Genomic DNA, 19,002 nt, shown 5'->3' on the forward strand with positions numbered 1-19,002 from the left:
ACACCTACACCCTGACGACCATGGGCACCACCAGGGGGCGCTTGGAGCTGTACAGCCGGAACGCACGGCGCACCACCCGGGTGAGTTCCTCTCGCACCAGGGCGTCGTCGCCCCGCAGCTGGACGGACAGCTCCTCGAAGAGCGCCCGGGCGTCCTGGGCCACCCGGGGCAGCAGCACCTGTTCATCCAGCGACAGGCCCTGGCCCGACAGCTGGGGGCCGCCCACCAGCTGCTGCGTGCCCCGCTGCAGGACCACGACGGCGGCCACCAGCCCCGTCTCCGACAGGCGGACCCGCTCGTGGAGTGTGTCCGGCGTCACCATGCCGCCTCCGAAGCGGTCCTTGAAGATGCGGCCGGAGGGCACGCTCCCGGTGAAGCGGCCCCGGCCCTCCTCGAAGCCCACGACGTCGCCGTCCTGGGCCAGCAGGCACTGCGCGGGCTCCAGGCCGGCCTCGCGGGCGGTGGCCAGGTGTCGGTGCAGGTGGCGGCCTTCGCCGTGGACGGGGATGAAGTGGCTGGGGCGCACCAGCTCCAGCACGCGCTGCTGCTGGGGCCGGCTGGCGTGGCCGGACACGTGGACGCCGGGCTCCACCTGGGCGTACACGACCTTCGCGCCCCGCCAGTGCAGCTGGTCGATCAACGCCCCCACGCCGCGCTCGTTGCCGGGGATGGGGCGGGAGCTGAGGACCACCAGGTCTCCGGGGCCCACCTTCAGCGGCCCGTCACCGGAGGCGAGCTGCGACAGGCCCGCGCGGGGCTCTCCCTGCGCGCCGGTGGTGAGCACGAGCACGCGCTGGGCGGGGAGCAGCGGCACCGTGTCCAGGTGCACGAAGAGCGAGTCGGGCACGTCCAGGTAGCCCAGCTGCCGCGCCATCTCCACGTTGCGCTGCATGCTGCGGCCCTGCAGGGCCACCTTGCGCCCCAGCTTCTCCGCGAGCGTCAGGAGATGTCGCACGCGGTGCAGGTTGGAGGAGAACAGGGCCACGACGATGCGGCCGGTGGCGCCCTGGAACAGGCGCTCGAAGGTCTGCTCCACCACGCGCTCGCTGCCGGTCTCCTCCGTCAGCTCGGAGTTGGTGGAGTCCGACAAGAGGCACAGCACGCCCTCCTCGCCGGCCTCGCCCCAGCGCTCCAAGTCGGTGCGCAGCCCGTCGATGGGGTCCGGGTCCAGCTTGAAGTCGCCGGTGTGGATGAAGGTGCCTTCGGGCGTGCGGATGATGAAGCCCACCGCGTCCGGCACGGTGTGCGTGACGCGGCTGGCCTCCACCTTGAACATGGTGCCGACGTTGAACGGCTCGCGCGGCTCGATTTCGCGCAGGTCCGCCTCCACGCCCAGCTCGTCCAGCCGGTGGCGCGCCATGGCCAGCGTGAAGCGCGTGCCGTACACGGGCACATTCACCTCGCCCAGCAGGTAGGGCAGCGCGCCCAGGTGGTCCTCGTGGCCGTGCGTGAGCACCACGCCCTTGAGGCAGGCGGCGTTCTGCTTCAGGTGGGTGAAGTCCGGGATGATGATGTCGACGCCGGGCATCCCCTCGGAGGGGAACATCAGGCCCGCGTCGATGAGCAGCATCTCCCCGTTGCAGGCGATGACCAGGGAGTTGAGGCCGATTTCTCCCAGGCCGCCCAGGGGAATGACTTGAAGCATTTGGGGGAGTCTAAGGACTCACCCCGCCTCGCGCGGTGGAAAGTTTCGCCGTGACATCCATGGAGGGGCCGCGGACCCCGGCGATGAACCTGGACGGCGGGCGGCCTAGGAGAGACGGATGGGCAGGCCGCAGCCGCAGGGCGACGCGGGCCGGGCGGTGGCGCCGGTGCCGAAGAGGTCCGGGTAGCGCAGCCAGGGCTTCTGGGGGACGCCGCTCCAGGGCTCCAGCTTCGAGTGAGGCGTCCAGGGCCTGAGCGGCAGCCTCAGGAACGGGCGAGGGGGCTGCCCGGAGAGTCGGATGGGGAGCCCCGCGCCCTCCAGCCTGTGCCCGTCGAACCTGTCCCGGCGAGGGGTCGAGGGGGCTCCCGTCTTCGGTGACGCGGGCCGGGGCGCCGGGGGAGTGGGCTTCGAGGTGGCCGGGCGTGGACCCATCCTGGCGGCGGACTTCGATGGCTTGTCGATGCTCATGACGCAATCCCCCATCGCGTGCGGTGCCTTCAGTGAAAAGGCTTGCATGGGGAGTATCGGGCGAGGCCGGCGCGAAGGTGCTTGGGATGGTTTTCGAGGGTTGGCTTTTCAGGGACGTGACACGGGGCCGGTGCTCATCCAGTCCCGGACGCGGCGGGCCTCGGCGGTCCACAGGTCCGGTGTGGCCTCGTAGAAGCCCAGGGCCTGCTGCGCGAGCGAGCGCGCGCGGGAGGACTCGGCGGCGCCGAGGGCGCGGGCGAGGGCGAAGCGGGTGGCGGCCAGGTCCTCTCCGAGGCCCGGCGTGGTGGCCCGCAGGGTGAGGGCGCGCTCCAGCGTGGCCCGGGCCTCGCGGGTGCGTCCCAGCGCGAGCTGCGCGAGGCCGAGCGTGGTCAGCGGCGCGGCCTGGTCGGGGTGGCCCTTCTGGAAGGCCTCGTAGGCGTTCACGCTGCTGCGGGCCAGCTCCACCGCGTCGCGCGTGCGTCCCTCGCTCAACGCGAGCTGGGCCAGAAGCGCCCAGTCGGCCGCGGTCTCCGGATGCGTGGCGCCGTGGGTCTTCAGGTCCAGCGCGAGGGCGCGCTCCCGCAGCGGACGCGCCTCCGCGAAGCGCCCGAGGGATTCCAATGCGGTAGCAAGGTTGTTGAGGGGATAGCTGAGCGTCGCGCTGTCGGGGCCCATGGCGCGCTCCTCCAGGGTGATGGCCTGGCGCAGGTAGGGCAGGGCCTCGTCGAAGCGGCGGCGGAGCGTCAGGTGATAGCCGACGGCGTTGGCGGCCAGGGCCGTCTGGGGATGGTCGGGCCCCATCACCACCTTCGTGAGGTCGAGCACGCGGTGGAGCAGCTTCGAGGTGCGCTCCGTCTCGTCGGTGCGGGAGAGAGCGGAGGCTTGATTGCGCAGGGACTCGAGCGTGAGCAGGTGCTCGGGGCCGTGCGCCTGTTCGCGCAGGGCCGCCGAGCGTCCGAAGGCCTCCGCGGCCTCGGCGTACTGGCCGCGGAAGAACGCGTTGCGCGCGAGGCTCGTGTGGAGCAGGGCCTCCAGCTCCGGGGCGCCCCCCGCGCGCTCGATGCTGGCGCGGGCCTGCGCGACGCCCCACTCCTCGAGCTCGGGGGAGCGCGAGAGGGTGGTGACCCAGCGGGCGGCGGCGCGCGCGGCGACCTCGTCATGGCGCGTGGCCTGGGCGAGCAGCAGGGCCTCTCGCAGCGCCTTCTGCGCGCGCGCTTCGTCTCCGAGCACCAGGCCCAGGCGTCCCTCCAGCTCCAGCGCCTCCGCGAGCACGGGGCGGTAGCCGAGCGCGCGGGCCTGGACGAGCAGCGCCTGGAGCTCCGTGTGGGCCTGCTCGTAGCGGCCCGCGTCCACCAGGGCGGTGGTGCGGTCCAGTCCGGCGCGGAGGCGCTCCACGCGCTGGCGTTGCTCGCTCGACTCGGGGAGGCCCAGGCGCAGGGCGTCCACGTTCGCGCAGTCGTCGACGGAGGGCAGCCGCTGGGCGGCGTCCAGCGCGGTGGCGAAGGAGGCTTCGTCCGTCTGCGCGAGCACGCCCACCACGGCGTCGAGCGTCGAGCGGCGCCGCTCCAGGCACGCCATGCGCAGCGACAGCACCGCGTCGGATTGGTGGCCATGCACACGGGTGGCCTCGCAGGCCTCCAGGTGCATGCGCGTCCAGTCCTGGGCGAAGGTGTCCAGGCTCTGCGTCACGCGCGACAGCAGCTCGGGGGCCTGGGGCTTGTGGGTGGCGGAGAACGCCTTGCTCACGGCGTCCCTGCGCGAGGCGTCCCAGATGCCCGTCAGCCGCGCCCCTGCCTCCAGACAAGGCGCGTGACGGCGATTGCCCATCCACCACGCGACGCCGATGGCGCCGTAGAGCACGAGCACGCCGGCGGCCATGATGCCCCGGCGTCGCCAGATGACGGACGGGTCCTTGCTCAGCTCCGCGAGCAGGGCCTCCATGGAGGGGTAGCGGGCGTCGGGGGTGGGCGCGAGTCCCCGGCTGATGGCGCGCAGCAACCACGCGGGGACGCGGCTGCCTCGCGGAGGTGGGCGCACGTTGCCGGCGAGCGACTCGCGCAGGTAGACGCTGGCGGCCTTGCCCTCGAAGGGGAGCTGTCCGTAGAGGGCCTCGTAGAGCGAGGCGCAGAAGCTGAACTGGTCTCCGCGCGCGTCGGTGCGTCCGTCCTCGTGTTGCTCGGGCGGCATGTACGCGGGCGTGCCCATGACGAGGCCCGCCTCGGTGAGCGGGGACTCCAGGAGGTCTTCGCGCCGCAGGGCGAGCTGGGAGGGCGCGGTGGGACGACCATCCTCGGCGGCCTCCTGGTCCGCGCTGTTGCGAGCCAGTCCGAAGTCCGTCACCTGCGCGCGGCCGTCGCGGCTGACGAGCACGTTGGCGGGCTTGAAGTCACGGTGGACGAGCCCGGCGGCGTGCGCGGCGGCGAGCCCCTTGCCGGCCTGGCGGAAGAGGTCGAGGACGTCGCGCCAGGAGTGGTCCGTGGCGCGCAGCCAGTGGCGCAGGGACACGCCGTCGACCAGCTCCATGGCGATGAAGACGCGGCCGGCGAAGGTGCCCGCGTCGTAGACGGAGACGACGTTGGGGTGGGAGAGGCGGGCCATGGCCTGGGCCTCTCGCAGCAGGCGCGTCGCGCCGTCGGCGCGGACCACGGTGTTGGCGCTCGGGTGGAGCAGCTTGATGGCGACGCGGCGGTGCAGCTCCGGGTCGTAGGCGTTGTAGACGACGCCCATGCCGCCCGAGCCCAGCTTGTCGAGGATGTGGTACCGGCCGACGAGCGTCCGCGAGGGAGCCTCGATGGATGGCGGCTCCGACGATGGGCGAGGCACACGCTGGCTGTTGCCAGGTGGCGGAGCGACCTGCGTGCCAGCGCCGAAGGGAGGGCGGGGCGGAGGAGCGACCTGTGTGCCCTCGACGACGGGAGGGCGGGGTGGCGGAGCGACCTGCGTGCCCTCGACGACGGGAGGGCGGGGTGGCGGAGCGACCTGCGTGCCCTCGCCGTAGGTCGGTGATGGAGCGCCGGCGCTGGACGGGCCTTGGGAAGCCGCGACCGCCTCGGAGGCGGAGGGAGGCGGAGGACCGGAGGCGCTCGCACCGGCCATCGGCCGAGAGGCAGGCGAGGGTACGGAGGTGCTTGCTCCGACCAGTGGCCGAGAGGGAGGCGAAGGACTGGAGGTGCTCGTGCCCACCGGTGCCCGCGATGACGGCGGCGGCACGGAGCTGCTCGCGCCGGCCAGGGGGCGCGACGGCGGAGGAGACGCGGAAGCGTCTTCACCGACCAGGGTGCGCGATGGATTCACGGGGGACTGCCTCGTGCTTGCGGACGAGGCCGGGGAAGAAGGGGTCGCCGCGTTCGTCCCGAGGGGACTCGCTGGTGGCGTAGGTGCACGTCCAGCAGCCACGGCTGATGCTGGGTCCGATGTCGCCGCCGCGTTCGTCCTGAGAGGCCCCGCTGGTGGCGTAGGCGAGCGTCCAGCCGCCACGGATGACGCTGGATCCGATGTGGCCGCCACGCTCGTCCCGAGCGGAGCCGGTGGAGCCGCGGCCGAACGTCCCTCATTCGCGGATGACGCTGGAGGCGATGTCGCCGCCGCGTTCGTCCTGAGAGGCCCCGCTGGTGGCGTAGGCGAGCGTCCAGCCGCCACGGATGACGCTGGAGCCGATGTGGCCGCCACGCTCGTCCCGAGCGGAGCCGGTGGAGCCGCGGCCGAACGTCCCTCATTCGCGGATGACGCTGGAGGCGAGGTGACGGGACTGCTCGCGCCGACGGGAGGCCGCGACGGTTGCCCCGAACTCATGGACACCTTCGGCGCCGGCGCAATCTGGGTCCCCGCCTCCGCGACCGCTGGGAGCTCCAGCAACGTCTTCGGACCCTCCAGGCGCCGGGGCACTGGCGCAATCAGTGTCCCCGCGTCCGGCGCGGCCTCCTCGGGATGAGCGCTCGAACTGCCCACTTCCGGGTCCATGCCCCTCTTCCGCGCGGCACGCAGTGGCTCCGTGGGCGGGTCGAAATCCCCCACCATCGCCATCAACGCGGCGCGCGGTAGGGCCAGCTCCGTGGCGTCCTCCTGCTGCGGCGTGACGCGATGTGCCGCGCTGCCGGGCGGTGTCAGCCTCGCCAGGAGCGCCGCGCACGCACGGCATCCCTCCGCATGACGCCGCAGGCGCTGGGCCTCCACGACGGAGAGCACACCGCTGACCAGCGCTTGCGCGGTCTTCTCGTCGAAGCAGGACACCCCTCGGATGTAACCCCACACGGCGGGTACATGAGAAGGGGGCCCGGATTCGCGACTCCCAATGGGCCACACAAGGGTCGGACACAGCCCATTCTCAGCCGATGGGAGCCCTGTCTGTCCTTTCGGCCCCACCCCCGGATGCCGCGGCGCGGCGAGCCGACCCCGCGCCGCCCGGGAGCCTCATCGGGGGATGAGAGCGATTGAGTCCAGGTACACCGCCGCCTGGTCTGCTCCCGAGTCGTCCTGGATGTAGAGGTCCTGCATCACGCCCGACGAGGCCCCCAGCGCATCGAGCGAGAGCGTGACCTTGCGCCACTCGCCCGGGACCAGCGGCCCGCCCAGCGCCTCGTCCAGCCGCTGACTCCCGAGCACGTTGGTGCCGTCATGCAGCACGACGCGCACCCCCTGACCGCCCGTGGTGCCACCATGCACCCACAACTCCAGGGACTGGTACCCCGACAGGTCCACGCCCGAGTGGTGGAGCATCAACCCCGCCCACGCGTCGGGCTCGAAGCGGATGGACGCCGAGCCCGAGTGGACCGTGGTCGTCTCGTCCAGCGAGTGCTCCGCCCAGCTCCAATCCGCGAAGCCTCCCTCCAGGGCATCGCCATAGATGCTCATCCCCGCGGTCGGCTCCGGCTCCGTGCGGCCGTTCATCAGCGCGAGCCCCTGCGACAGCGTCACCGTGAGCGCGCCCCGGGTGTGGAGGTGGTCCAGGATGCTCGCGAAGTTGGACGTCTTGTATTGTGTGTCGCGGGTCGGCGTTCCGTCCACGAACTCGTGGAAGACGAGGATGAGCCAGCTCTTCTCCGCGAGAGCCTGGTCAATCCAGCCGCGCACCGTGGCGACGGAGACGCCACGCGCCACGTCATTGCCACGCAGCTCGTACACGATGGTGTCGCGGAAGTTCCGGCCCGCGTTCACCGTGCGGCTGCTGGCGTAGTGCTGCCGGATGGAGGCGAGCACGGTGGCGTCGTAGGCCCCATACGGGATGATGAAATCCGGCACCGCGCTCAGGCCCAGCGACCCCACCAGCCAGTCGCGCGAGTCCCGCAGCTCGGCGACGAGCTCGGTGGGCGACAGCGTGGTGAGGTCCGGGTGCGTGAGGGTATGGCTGGCGATGCCATTGCCCTCGGCGATGAGCGTCTGGACTTGGGAGGTGCTCATGTAGCCACCCCAGCCCTGGGCGAGCGCCTGGGTGATGATTCCATACGTCGCGGGAATCCCTCGCGCATTCAGCGCGGGCCGCGCCTTGGTGTACTGGGTGGCCCAGCCGTCATCCAGGGTGATGGTGACCATGCCCTGCGAGAAGGGCTCGGCCGCGAACGCGGACGTCGTCAACAGCACCAGCAGCGCGGCAAACCCTCGCATCGTCTCGGAACCCTTCGCCATGGACAGCCCCCCGGGGCAGTTCGCCGCATGCGGCGCGAGGCGCGCGATAGCAGAGGACTTCCACACAGGGCAACCCGAGGCCCTCGACACGTTCACCCCTGGATGCGCGTCGCGCTCAGGGGGCGCAGGGGACTCGCTCGCCGTCACACGTATCGAGAAGTGAGGTTTTGTCGTCGAGGGAGTCCTTTCCGACTTCATGAAACGGTCATGTTTCATCAGGGCTTTCATTCGGGCGGCCACACCCTTAGTGCGCGTGCCTGGAGCCGGCGTCGAGGCTCGTCGCCGTGCTCCACATGTGACTTCAACGGGAGACTTCATGAAGAGGCCGGAGTGGAGCGTGACCGCCACGAGTTGGCTGGTCATGGGTTTGTGCATCGGTGTGGGCACGGGCTGTTCGGGAGGCGAAGGGGCCTCGCGGGAGCCCGGAGTCGAGGCGGCATCCAGTCCGCTCCAGACGGGGCCGGACCTCGTCATCCGCGAGCTGCGGGTCCCCGCGAGTGTGAGTCGGGGTCAGGGCTTCAACGCCACGGTGACGGTGTGCAACCAGGGCAGCGCGCCGGTCAGCGGCGTGCAGACCCGGTTCTTCATGTCCGTGGATGACGTGCTGACACCCAGCGGCCCCCAGGCTCCTCCGCTGGACCAGCTGCTCGTGGGAGACTTCTCCCTGTCGCAGACGCTTACTCCAGGAGCCTGTGTATCGCGCGAGGTCTCGCTGACCGCCTCGCTGCCTGCGTTGGCCCAGCAGGACGGCGCCTACTACGTGGGGGCCATCGTGGATGACCCGTCCTCCGTCCAGGAGCTGCGGGAGGACAACAACAGCGCGGTCCAGCGCATCGGCGTGGGCAATCTCCCGGACCTGGTCATCACGGAGCTGCGCGCTCCCGCCAGCGTGATGACGCAGCAGATGTTCGAGGTCCAGGCCCGCGTGTGCAACCAGGGCACGACGGCCTCCTCCAGCACGCGGGTGAGCTTCCTGCTCTCCGTGGATGATGTGTTGACGCCGTCGGGGCCCGGCGCGCCTCCGCAGGACCAGGTCGTGGTGGGCTCGCTGCAGCTCCCCTGGTTGGAGCCGGGGCAGTGCCTCGCTCGCTTCTCGCAAGTCGGCGCGTGGCTGCCGCCGTCGGGAAATGGCCAGGGGCGGTATGTGCTGGGCGCCATCGTGGACGACCCGGCCTCCGTGCCGGAGCTGCGCGAGGACAACAACACCCACGCGACCACCGTCATCGGGGTGGGCAGTCGCGCGGACCTGGTGGTCCGGGAGCTGTCGTCTCCCGCGAGCTTCACGCCCGGGCAGTCCACTCCCGTCCGCGTGACGGTGTGCAACCAGGGCACGCAGTCCAGTGGCTGGGCGCGGCTCGGGCTGTACCTGTCGCTCGATGACGTGCTGACGCCGATGACGCCTCCGGGGCCTCCGCCGTCGGACCAGGTGCAGGTGGGCATGGGCTCGTTCCCGTCGCTCGCGCCTGGCCAATGCCTGACGCGCGAGGAGAGTGTCTGGCCCTCGTTCCCGCCCATGCCCACGGAGGCCACCGCGCTCTATCTGGGTGCCATCGTGGATGACGCGGGCGAGGTGCTGGAGCTGCGCGAGGACAACAACACCTTCGTGAAGGGCCTGGTGGGGCTGGGGTATCGCCCGGACCTCGTCGTCACGGACGTGCAGGCTCCGCCCTCGATGTCCTTCAGCCAGTCCTTCCAGGCGACGGTGACGGTGTGCAACCAGGGCACGCAGTCCAGCAACCCGGTGCGCGCGCAGCTCTACCTCTCCACGATTCCGACGCTGTCGCCCATGCCGTCGGGCCCCGCGCCCATGCCGCCGAACCAGTCGCCGGTGGGCGACGTCCAGGTGTCCTCGCTGGTGCCGGGACAGTGCGCGACGCGCTCGCTGACGGGCTGGCCCATGGTGCCGCCGGGTGCGACGGGCGCGGGCCCCTTCTACGTGGGCGCCGTCGTGGATGACGTGAACCAGGTGCTGGAGCTTCGCGAGGACAACAACACCTTCGTGAAGGGGCTGGTCGGCGTGGGCAACGGGCCGGACCTGGTCATCACCGCGATGACCGCGCCGCCGAGCCTCGCCTCGGGGCAGCCCTTCCAGGCGACGGTGACGGTGTGCAACCAGGGCACCCAGCCGAGCAACCCCGCTCGCGCGCAGGTCTACCTGTCGACGGACACGGCCCTGACGCCGATGACGCCGTGGCCCGGCCCGTCGATGCCGCTGGACCAGACGCCGCAGGGTGAAATCTCCGTGCCCTCGCTGAGCCCGGGCGCGTGCCTGGTGCGCGAAGGGGCGATGCCGGGCGCCGTCATCCCGCCGGCTGGAACGGGCGATGGGGCGTACTACCTGGGCGCCATCGTGGACGACCCGCCCTCCGTGCAGGAGCTGCGCGAGGACAACAACGCCTTCATCCAGGGGCAAGTGGGCGTGGGCCTCATGCCGGACCTGGTCGTCACGGCGCTGGGCTCGCCGGAGAGCCTGCCAACCTCGGGGCCCACCACGGTGACGGTGACGGTGTGCAACCAGGGCACCCGCCCCAGCAACTCGACGCAGGCGCAGCTCTTCGTGTCCTCGGACGCGGTGCTCTCGCCCATGTCGTCGAGCCCCGGCCCCGCGCCCATGGACCAGGTCCCGGTGGGCTCCGTCTCCGTGCCGTCCCTCGGCGCGGGCCAGTGCACCACGCGCTCCAACCCGGTGTGGGCCTCCATCCCGCCGGACTCGCAAGGGGATGGCGCGTTCTTCCTGGGCGCCATCGTGGATGAGCCGTCGTCCGTGCAGGAGCTGCGCGAGGACAACAACAGCTTCGTGAAGCGCGTGGGCGTCGGCCAGCGCCCGGACCTGGTCATCACCGCGATGACCGCGCCCCGGAGCGTGGGGGTGAGCCTGCCGCTCGCCTTGTCCGTGAATGTCTGCAATCGCGGCACCCTGTCGAGCCCTCCGTCCACCGCGCGCGTCTACCTGTCGACGGACGCCGTGCTGACGGCCACCGCGCCGTCCGCGCCTCCCGCCATGGACCAGGTGATGCTCGGGAGCGTGGATGTCCCCGCGCTCGCCATCGGCCAGTGCCTCTCCCGCTCGCTCACACCGAACGCCTGGCTGCCGCCGGACGCGCAGGGCGATGGTGCCTACTTCCTGGGTGCCATCGTCGACGAGACGAACTCCGTGCAGGAGCTGCGCGAGGACAACAACGTCTTCCTCCACGGCCTCATCGGCGTGGGCAGCCGCTCCGACCTGGTCGTGACCGCGATGACCGCGCCGGCCAGCGCGCAGAATGGCCAGTCCCTGCCTGTCACCGTGACGGTCTGCAACCACGGGACGATGCCCAGCCCCGTGTCGAGCGTCCGCCTGTTGATGTCGGTCGATGACCAACTCTCCGCGTCGCCGCTGCCTTCGGAGGAACAGCAGCCGCTCGGCACCGTGGACGTGCCCGCCCTGGCCGTGAGTCAGTGCCTGCAGCGCAGCACCACCGTGTCGGTGACCGCGCCGCCGGGCCTGCAGGGCTGGGTCTTCCACCTGGGCGCCATCGTCGACGCCGCGTCGCAGGTGCAGGAGTTGCGCGAGGACAACAACACCTTCGTCCACGGGCTCATCGGTATCGGCGCGAGGCCGGACCTCGTCGTGTCCTCGCTGACGGGGCCGGTGTCGGCCATCTCCGGCAGCCGCATCTCCGCGACGGCTCGGGTGTGCAACCAGGGGACGACGGCGAGCGCCTCGAGCACGGTGACGTTCGTGGTCTCGTTGGACACGAGCCTCGCCCCGGAGGCGCCCGTGCCCCCGGGTGGCGTGCCGCCGCTGGACCAGGTGCCCATGGGAGGCGCGAACATCCCCAGCCTGGCCCCGGGAGCCTGCATCACGCAGTCGGTGACCAACCTGCAGGTGAGCCTGCCCCCGGATGCGCAGGGCGCGCCCGGGGCCCGGTTCCTCGGTGCCTACGTGGACTCGTTCCTGGCGCAGCAGGAGCTGCGCGAGGACAACAACACGCGCACCACCCCGCTGACGGTGACGAACTAGCGTGAGGGCGGAGGGGACGGGGCCGTCGAGCCCGTCCCCTCGCTGCCTTCAGCTCCCCAGCGGAGGCTCGGTGGGGGCGCGTGAAATCCACGCGGCGATGAACACGTCCAGCTCGCCTCGCAGCACGTCCTTCACGCGGGGCGTGCCGGCGCCGGTGCGCGGGTCCTCCACCCGGGCGCTGCGTCCCAGGTAGTAGCGGCGCGCCTCGTCCGTGCTGCCGCCCTGTCCCGCCACCACGCGCGCGGCGATGTCCTTGAGCTCCTCCAGCTCCCCCGCGCCGGTGAGCGTGAGCACGCGCCCGGTGGACTCGTCCTTCACCGTCACCTCGGTGCGCACGCGCTGGAGGTAGGCGCCCTCGTGGCTCTTCACCGGACGGCCCAGCACCTCCAAGAGCTCCAATTCCTCCTCGGAGAGCGCGCCGCCCCGGTGCACGCGGACATACGCGCGCTGGCGCTTCTCGTCCTCCAGGCGTCGGTGCATGCCCGCCTCTCCCGCCAGGAACCCGTATGCACCCGGCCCGGCGATGCGCACCACGACACGCGAGGGCTCGTCCGCCTCGGCCACCGCCACCGCCTCGTAGCCCCGGCGCTGCGCCCACCCCAGGTACATGGTGGCCAGCTCCTGCACCCACACCGCCTGCGTCTCCGCCGAGTCGCTCGCGCAGATGTCCACCAGCGCCTCGGTGTCCTGCTGCGAGGCGCCCGAGGCATGGAGCGCCTCGGCCATCTGCACCTCGCGCGCGACCTCCTCCACCTGCCGCGCCGCGGAGCCCAGCTGCACCTCGTTCTTCGCCTCGCGCACCAGCCGGCGGGCGAACAAGCACGCCGCCTCCAGCCGCTCCATCTCGTTGAGGTGGGCCTCCACCAGCCGGAAGGCGCGGATGACGTCCGCCGCGTGCGTGGGGTCGTCCCAGAGGTTGGGGGCCTGCGTCTCCGTGAGCAGGGCCGTCCTGCGCTCCTCCAGCTCCGGTCGCCCCGAGGACGCCGCCAGCGCGCGCGCCTTGCCCACCAGCCGGTCCATCTCCACCAGCAGCGACTTGCGGTCCAGCCGCCGCTTCACCGGGGCCGCGCGCGCGGAGGGCAGCAGCAACTGCGCGGTGGGCGACGGCGGCGGGGCGGCGGGCTCGGCCACGGCCACCACCCGGTCCCCCGCGCGTGCCTCCACGCGCACGGGCGTGCCCGGAGGCAGCGGCTTGCGCGCAATCTCCACCGCGAGCGCCGCGGTGAGCGTCTTCTCGATTTCACGCTGCAGGTAGCGCGCGCCGAACTGCGGCGAGTACCCGCGCTCGACGAGGATGTCGACCACCTCGGGCGTCACCTCCACGTCCAGCGAGCGCGCGCGGATGCCCTCGCGCTCCAGCACGCGGCCCACCTCGCGCTGGGCAATCTTGCGGATGTCCACCTTGGACAGCGGCTGGAAGTGACAGATGGCGTCGAAGCGGTTGAGGAACTCCGGACGGAAGGACTCGCCGATGCGCCGGTCCACCTCCGTCACCATCTCCTCCGCGCGCCGCGTCCCCGCGAAGCCCATGGCGGGCTCGCGGTACACCTCCGCGCCCACGTTGGACGTGGCGACGATGAGCGTGTTGTTGCACGACACCACCTCGCCCGCGCCGTTGACGAACGTGCCCTCGTCGAAGAGCTGGAGGTAGCGGTCGTGCACGCTGCGCGCGGCCTTCTCGAACTCGTCCAGCAGCAGCACGGAGAACACCTTGCCGTCGAGCAGCGCCGTCAGCTCGCCGCGCCGGGTCTCCAGCGCCGGCGCCCAGGACGCGCCGAAGGGCACGCTCTCGTCGCCGTCGTTCGGGTAGTCCGCCATGTTCAGGCGCACCAGTCTGTCCGCCGAGCCGAAGAGGTACTCGGCCAGCAGCTTCGCCAGCTGCGTCTTGCCCACGCCCGTGGGGCCCGCGAACAGGAACACGCCCAGCGGCCGGCGCGGGTCGTTCAGCCCCGCCTTGAGCAGCGCCACCGAGCGCAGCACCGCCGCCACCGCGTCCGTCTGGCCCAGGAGCCGCTCGCCGAAGAAGCGCTCGGTCTCCTCCAGGTCCAACGGCATCGCGTCGTCCACCACGAAGCGCGGCAGGCGCGTGGCGGCGCAGAAGCGGGTGAGCACGTCCTCGGGACCCACGTGGTCCTTGGCCGCGCCCGCCGCTTCCGCCGCCGTCTCCTTGAGCAGCTCGATGGCCTTGCGCGGCATGCGCTGCGCGAGCAGGAACTTGGACGACAGCCGCAGCGCCAGGTCGCACGCCGCCGGGTCGATGGGCAGCCGCAGCTCGCGCTCGAGCTCCTCCGCCACCCGTCCCAGCACCCAGCGCGCCTTCTCCAGCGGAGGCTCGTGCAGGGGCAGCAGGTGGAGCCGCTCGGCGAGCGCCTCGTCGGAGCGCAGGAGCTCCTGGACGCGCTTGGGCTCGGTCTCGAAGATGAACCGCATGCCGCTGGTGCGCAGCGCGCGCACGGCGACGGGGGCCAGGGGGCCGCCCAGCGCCACGGGCAAATCACGGATGTAGACGATGGGGCAGGCCTGCCGGGCGAGCCGGGCCAGCAGCTCCTCGAAGCTCTCCGCCGCCTGTCGTTGGGTGGAGCGCGCGAGGATGTTGGCGATGGACACCTCCACCAGCCGGGCCTGCGCCAGCTCCGCGTCCACGCGGCCCTCGGCGATGCGCCGGGCCACCTCCTGCACGAGCGCGCTCTTGCCCACGCCGGGGTCTCCGGCCAGCAGGGGATGCTTGCCACCGCGCGTCAGCAACCCGAGGACCTCCGTCACCGCGGCGTCCACGCCATGGGCGGCCGGCAGCCGGCCCTCGCGGGCCAACGCGGTCAGGTCCCGGTCGATGAGTCGCTCCTGGTCCTCGCTCTTCCTCGTCGCCATGTCTCGTCAACCGCCCCCTCGCCGGAGCACGCACTCTAACCGCTGAACCGTCGAGGTGAGCGCGCAATCCCGGCCTGGGTCGGCAACAGGCCCGCCTGTGCGAGCCGGGCCCGGACCCTGGGTGGGCGGGTGTGGCAGCGGAAGTCGGAGGACTCGAACCCCAAGCCGGAAGGCCGGCTCGCACCCGGTAGCAGCGGGGCCTGGCGCCATCGCCAGTCCAACTTCCAAAGAGACAGACCGGAGCAGGGTGGAGTCGAACCACGGGCCCCGAAGGGCCCTCCCGATTTCCAGCCGGGCGGCCGGCCACCCGGCCTGCATGCTCCAAGACACAGCGGAAGACAGGGGACTCGAACCCCGAGCGCGTCATGCACCCGCACCGTTTTCGAAACGGGCCGCCAGCCTCTGGCGTCGGTCTTCCAGGAAATGTGCCGGCAGCGGCGCTCCCGCCTGCCGGCGCGCGGGGAGCTTCCTCCGGGCGGGAGGTCCACCTCTGGCGGACCTCCTCATCCCCCGTCACCCGTGTGGGCGGGGACGAAGGGGACGGAGGCCCGCCTCTGGCGGACCTCCTCCACTCGGAGGGAGCTCAGGACTCCAGCTCGCCATGCCAGTACGCCACGTCCCTGAGGAACTTGGCCCACGACATGGGCATGCCCTTGTCGAAGACGAACGACAGGTGCAGGGTGTCCGGCAGCTTCTTGGGCTTCACCGGGGCGCAGCGCAGCGCCATCTTCGCGTGCTCCGGCGTCCGGTTGCCCTTCTTCTGGTTGCAGGGCACGCAGGCGATGACGACGTTGTCCCAGGTGGTGCGGCCGCCCTGGGCGCGAGGCACCACGTGGTCATACGTGGCCTCCGCGCGCGACACCTTCAGGCCGCAGTACTGGCAGCGGCAGTGGTCTCGCACGTAGACGTTCTCCCGGCTGAACTTCACGCCCTTGGGCCCCTTGCGCAGGCCGCGGAAGAACCGGATGACGGACGGCATGCGAATCTCCACCGTCACCGAGCGCACGAAGCGGTCCTCGTACTCCTCGACCACCTCGACCTTGCCCTGGAAGATGAGCATGACGGCGCGCTGCCAGGGAATCCGCGCGACGGGCTCGAAGGACTGACTGAGAACCAGCGTCTCCATGACGCAACGCCTTTCGTTTGTATCCGCGGCGAGACTCGAACTCGCACTGGGCCGGGTTTGAGCCGGCGGCCTCTCCCGTTTGGGCTACGCGGACGGACTTCGGGAGCTCCTGCTGACCTGCGACGACACGACGACGACGAACAGTGCCGGCGGCGGGAGTCGAACCCGCAACCTCCAGGTTCTCGACCTGGCACCTCTACCTGTTGGGCTACACCGGCAAGACTTCGAGGACACAGTGCACGCCCCGGGAATCGAACCCGGCGGGAACGGTGTGTGGGACCGTCGCCGTCTCCAGCTGGCTCGGCGTGCGAAAGACGAGTTGCGGAGCAGGGAGTCGAACCCTGGAGGCCGGGCTTATGAGGCCCAGTGGGGCACCGACCCCACACCGCAAGAAGAAGTGAACCGCTCGGAGGCTCCCGGCAGGATTCGAACCTGCGACCTTGCGCTTAGGACGCGCGTGCTCTGGTTCCGCTGAGCTACGGGAGCGTGAGGAGAGACAGTGCCCCTGGCAGGGATTGAACCTGCGGCCTCACGGTTCGGAACCGTGCGCTCTCATCCACTGAGCTACAAGGGCAAGAAGTGGAACCGCCGGGACTCGAACCCGGACCGCTCGGGTGCAAACCGAGTGCTCTCCCATTGAGCTACGGACCCATGATGACTGCGTGAAGAACAGTGCCCCCGGTCGGGTTCGAACCGACAACCGCCGGTTTACGAAACCGGTGCTGCTACCAGTTGAGCTACAGGGGCGAAACGAAACAGGCCGCCGAGGAGTTGAACCCCGCCCGCTCGGATTTGGAGTCCAGGCTGCTCCCGGAGCGCGGCCTATGAAGGTGAAGCAGTGCTGCGAGTGCCGACCCTCGGAATCGAACCGAGTCCTCCCGCTCTTCAGACGGGCGCGCGGACCACCTACGCCAGGTCGGCAGATGTGAAGCTTCCCGAATGAATCTCTGGGCGAACTCGTTCTCTGGTTTTCTTTAGAGAACTCGAACTCTCTGAGCGGTAGAAAGACGAGTGATATTCAGGGGTTTGAGACTGGAACCTGCTGTTGTCTTTCTGTCGGGGTCCGATTGGTGCTGCGAACTTTGGCAGGGAACCATCCCCACCAGAAGAACAGCCTGGAGAGAACCGGAGGCAGGCTTTGCACCTGCACCTGCGGAGTCAGAGTCCGCCATCCTCGCTGGTTAGACGACCCCGGTATGAGTACCTCCGGAGGGATTCGAACCCTCGCCGTCCGCTTAAGAGGCGGATGCTCTTCCAATGAGCTACGGAGGTAGATTGCTTGCCGCCCCGGATGCACGCGGGCGGCATTCATTCACCACGACGATTCAGTTGTCAGAGACCTTGAGGCTGCCGGGGGACCCGAACCGGGATGACTGGTGCACGAACGCGTGTCCGGCCTCGGGTGATGCCCCGCGATACGGTGAGGCTGTGCGTGGCGGGCCACGCGGGCGTGGCATGAGGACGCTGGAGCCCGGAAAGCCGAGAGGCCGGGTCCCTGATTGGGAGCCCGGCCTCTACTTGGCTTGGCGCTTCGATGACGGAGCGCGAGCTTCAGCAGGGTACGGGCGGAAGGCCGCCATGGCGGTCAAATCCCACGAGGGACTTCGACGCGAAGCTCACAAGGGAGCAGGAGGCGGCGTCGAACTGGGGCCAGAGGCTGTTGCGATAGCTGCGCTTCATCGGGTTCGTCCGCATCGTCAACGTCGTCATGGTCGCCGCTCCTTTCAGGAAGACTCTACGGCGGGTGATTATCGTTCCTGACAAGGCCCGGATTATCTCGGGGAGACTGAAGCGGTTGCGCAGCCTTCTTTCTCTAGGATTTCCCTCGCGGGGAAGGACAGAAGCGGCGGGCGTCCAGTGGGGCGGTTCACGCTGGGACCATAAACGCCGTCGAGAGCCATGTGGCTGGTCTGGTCCGCGTCAGGGCCGCCACAGGAACTCGCTGGCTTCGTGCACGCCCGTGCATTCGTCTTGACATACGTCCGGGGCAGCGACCGGATTGGGGGGCTGTCTCTCAAGGGACAAATCGCTCAACGGTATTGAGTATTTCGCCGTTGCTCGCAGTGCCTCCGATGATGAGCACGCTTCCTGAATCTAGCCACGTCGCGGTGTGAGAGGCACGCGCGCAGGACATCGGGGAGAGCAGTTCCCATGTGCCGTTCTGACGGAAGATCTCCGCAGATGCGCGCGGCGCTCCATTTGAGAGAGAGTTTCCACCGACCACAAGGACCTCACCCGAGGGCAAGAGGGTGGCCGAGTGTGCGAAGCGGGCTTCTCTCAGGTCTTGCTGCGGGGACCACGACCAGTTCCCAGGGTCGAAGAGGTCCACGTCGCGGAGGACCGTTCCAGGTGACCCCAGCAATGAGCCGGCAACCAAGATTTTCCCTGAGGGTAGATGCGTGGCTGTATGGCCGTTGCGGCCATTGCTCATCCGCTCTTCGATGCGTTGCCAGCCTGCATGCACTTGGCTTGAGTCGTAGACCTCGGCGGATCGCTCCGCGCCCGTTTCACTGTAGCCACCGATTGCGACCACCTTGTCCCCGTTGAGCAAGGTGAGGGTCAGGACATTCCGCTTGAAACCCATGTTGCCGGCGTCCGTCCAAGTGTCGTTGTTCGGGTCGAAGAGCGCGGTCGTATTGAGTCCCGTGGAGTCGGATGTTCCACCACCTGCGACCAGCACCTTGCCCGACGCCAACAGAATAGCTGCATGCCAGGCCCGCGCGCCATTGGGGATGGAGAGGGCGTCCGTCCAAGTGTTGGTATCGACGTCGTAGACTTCAGCGGTAGCCAGTGCTTCGTCCGTAAATCCCCGTCCACCGACCACCAAGACTCTTCCATCGTTCAGCAGGGTTGCCGTATGTCCCGTACGTGCCGTCTTGAGGCTCTTGGCAGGACTCCATCTATTGGACGAGACGGTGTAGAGTTCCGCCGTGTTCGTGGGGCTACATCCTTGGCTGATACTTGTGGTGCACCCTCCGATGACGAGCACCTGTCCGTTCTTCAGGTCCGTGGCCGTATGACCTGTGCGGCGCATCTGCATCGAAGGCACGAGTTTCCACCCTGGGGGTTCGCGCCCACTGTCTGGTGGTCCCCGATCCGGGCCAGCATCTGACCCGCCGTCGTCGTCAGTGGCTCCATCATCCCCAGTGTATCCGCCATCCGGCACATCATCACCGCCATCTCCATCCAGGACGCCATCTCCGTCAGAGGCTGCAGCCTCTCCTCCATCCCGGCAGGCACCCGGGCTTTTGATGCAGAACTGGAGGACTG

8 protein-coding genes and 10 tRNA genes are annotated in these 19,002 nt (G+C 70.0%); 1 reads left to right on the forward strand and 17 read right to left on the reverse strand.

What is annotated here, in order from left to right; all coding sequences use genetic code 11:
• Window positions 1–4: 4 nt before the first annotated feature.
• The 4 genes from AC6JA9_RS08300 to AC6JA9_RS08315 all read right to left on the reverse strand — a co-directional run bounded on the left by AC6JA9_RS08300 (window position 5) and on the right by AC6JA9_RS08315 (window position 7,735).
• Complete coding sequence (locus tag AC6JA9_RS08300) at window positions 5–1,645, reverse strand: ribonuclease J (RefSeq protein WP_223747763.1); 1,641 nt, start codon at window positions 1,643–1,645, stop codon at window positions 5–7.
• Between the two features lie 105 nt (window positions 1,646–1,750).
• A complete protein-coding gene (locus AC6JA9_RS08305) occupies window positions 1,751–2,113 on the reverse strand; it encodes a hypothetical protein (protein WP_223747764.1) in 363 nt (120 codons plus the stop codon).
• 108 nt (window positions 2,114–2,221) lie between these two features.
• Window positions 2,222–4,936 (reverse strand): serine/threonine-protein kinase, encoded by a 2,715-nt coding sequence (locus AC6JA9_RS08310; RefSeq protein ID WP_497959378.1) that lies wholly within the window; start codon window positions 4,934–4,936, stop codon window positions 2,222–2,224.
• 1,587 nt (window positions 4,937–6,523) lie between these two features.
• On the reverse strand, window positions 6,524–7,735 hold the full coding sequence (locus tag AC6JA9_RS08315; protein ID WP_497959379.1) for a polysaccharide deacetylase family protein: 1,212 nt from the start codon (window positions 7,733–7,735) through the stop codon (window positions 6,524–6,526).
• Between the two features lie 361 nt (window positions 7,736–8,096).
• Between AC6JA9_RS08315 and AC6JA9_RS08320 the strand changes: the two genes are divergently transcribed.
• A complete protein-coding gene (locus tag AC6JA9_RS08320) occupies window positions 8,097–11,738 on the forward strand; it encodes a CARDB domain-containing protein (protein WP_497959380.1) in 3,642 nt (1,213 codons plus the stop codon).
• Window positions 11,739–11,786: 48 nt separating this feature from the next.
• Here AC6JA9_RS08320 and AC6JA9_RS08325 read toward each other — a convergent pair whose 3' ends face one another.
• From AC6JA9_RS08325 to AC6JA9_RS08385, 13 genes are all read right to left on the reverse strand, one after another.
• Window positions 11,787–14,606, reverse strand: a complete 2,820-nt coding sequence (locus AC6JA9_RS08325) for an AAA family ATPase (protein WP_141332461.1) — start codon at window positions 14,604–14,606, stop codon at window positions 11,787–11,789.
• A 238-nt stretch (window positions 14,607–14,844) separates the two neighbouring features.
• A tRNA-Ser gene (locus tag AC6JA9_RS08330) sits at window positions 14,845–14,929 on the reverse strand.
• 260 nt (window positions 14,930–15,189) lie between these two features.
• Complete coding sequence (locus AC6JA9_RS08335) at window positions 15,190–15,732, reverse strand: HNH endonuclease (RefSeq protein ID WP_074949914.1); 543 nt, start codon at window positions 15,730–15,732, stop codon at window positions 15,190–15,192.
• A 20-nt stretch (window positions 15,733–15,752) separates the two neighbouring features.
• Window positions 15,753–15,826: transfer RNA gene (locus AC6JA9_RS08340), tRNA-Leu, on the reverse strand.
• Window positions 15,827–15,876: 50 nt separating this feature from the next.
• Window positions 15,877–15,950 (reverse strand) — tRNA-Leu (locus AC6JA9_RS08345).
• A 193-nt stretch (window positions 15,951–16,143) separates the two neighbouring features.
• Window positions 16,144–16,218: transfer RNA gene (locus AC6JA9_RS08350), tRNA-Arg, on the reverse strand.
• A gap of 14 nt (window positions 16,219–16,232) precedes the next feature.
• Window positions 16,233–16,306, reverse strand: a tRNA-Arg gene (locus tag AC6JA9_RS08355).
• Between the two features lie 6 nt (window positions 16,307–16,312).
• Window positions 16,313–16,383 (reverse strand) — tRNA-Ala (locus tag AC6JA9_RS08360).
• A gap of 22 nt (window positions 16,384–16,405) precedes the next feature.
• Window positions 16,406–16,479, reverse strand: a tRNA-Thr gene (locus AC6JA9_RS08365).
• A gap of 101 nt (window positions 16,480–16,580) precedes the next feature.
• Window positions 16,581–16,653 (reverse strand) — tRNA-Phe (locus AC6JA9_RS08370).
• 202 nt (window positions 16,654–16,855) lie between these two features.
• Window positions 16,856–16,928 (reverse strand) — tRNA-Gln (locus tag AC6JA9_RS08375).
• 5 nt (window positions 16,929–16,933) lie between these two features.
• A tRNA-Lys gene (locus AC6JA9_RS08380) sits at window positions 16,934–17,004 on the reverse strand.
• 742 nt (window positions 17,005–17,746) lie between these two features.
• On the reverse strand, window positions 17,747–18,772 hold the full coding sequence (locus tag AC6JA9_RS08385) for a Kelch repeat-containing protein (RefSeq protein ID WP_497959382.1): 1,026 nt from the start codon (window positions 18,770–18,772) through the stop codon (window positions 17,747–17,749).
• Window positions 18,773–19,002 lie beyond the last annotated feature (230 nt).

This window comes from Myxococcus sp. MH1 (genome assembly GCF_059738865.1).

Excerpts from the sequence above, each read along its gene's own strand:
- AC6JA9_RS08385 (WP_497959382.1), bottom strand. The coding sequence starts at position 18,772 with ATGCAGATGCGCCGCACAGGTCATACGGCCACGGACCTGAAGAACGGA.
- AC6JA9_RS08305 (WP_223747764.1), bottom strand. The coding sequence starts at position 2,113 with ATGAGCATCGACAAGCCATCGAAGTCCGCCGCCAGGATGGGTCCACGC.
- AC6JA9_RS08325 (WP_141332461.1), bottom strand. The coding sequence starts at position 14,606 with ATGGCGACGAGGAAGAGCGAGGACCAGGAGCGACTCATCGACCGGGAC.
- AC6JA9_RS08300 (WP_223747763.1), bottom strand. The coding sequence starts at position 1,645 with ATGCTTCAAGTCATTCCCCTGGGCGGCCTGGGAGAAATCGGCCTCAAC.
- AC6JA9_RS08335 (WP_074949914.1), bottom strand. The coding sequence starts at position 15,732 with ATGGAGACGCTGGTTCTCAGTCAGTCCTTCGAGCCCGTCGCGCGGATT.
- AC6JA9_RS08320 (WP_497959380.1), top strand. The coding sequence starts at position 8,097 with ATGGGTTTGTGCATCGGTGTGGGCACGGGCTGTTCGGGAGGCGAAGGG.
- AC6JA9_RS08315 (WP_497959379.1), bottom strand. The coding sequence starts at position 7,735 with ATGGCGAAGGGTTCCGAGACGATGCGAGGGTTTGCCGCGCTGCTGGTG.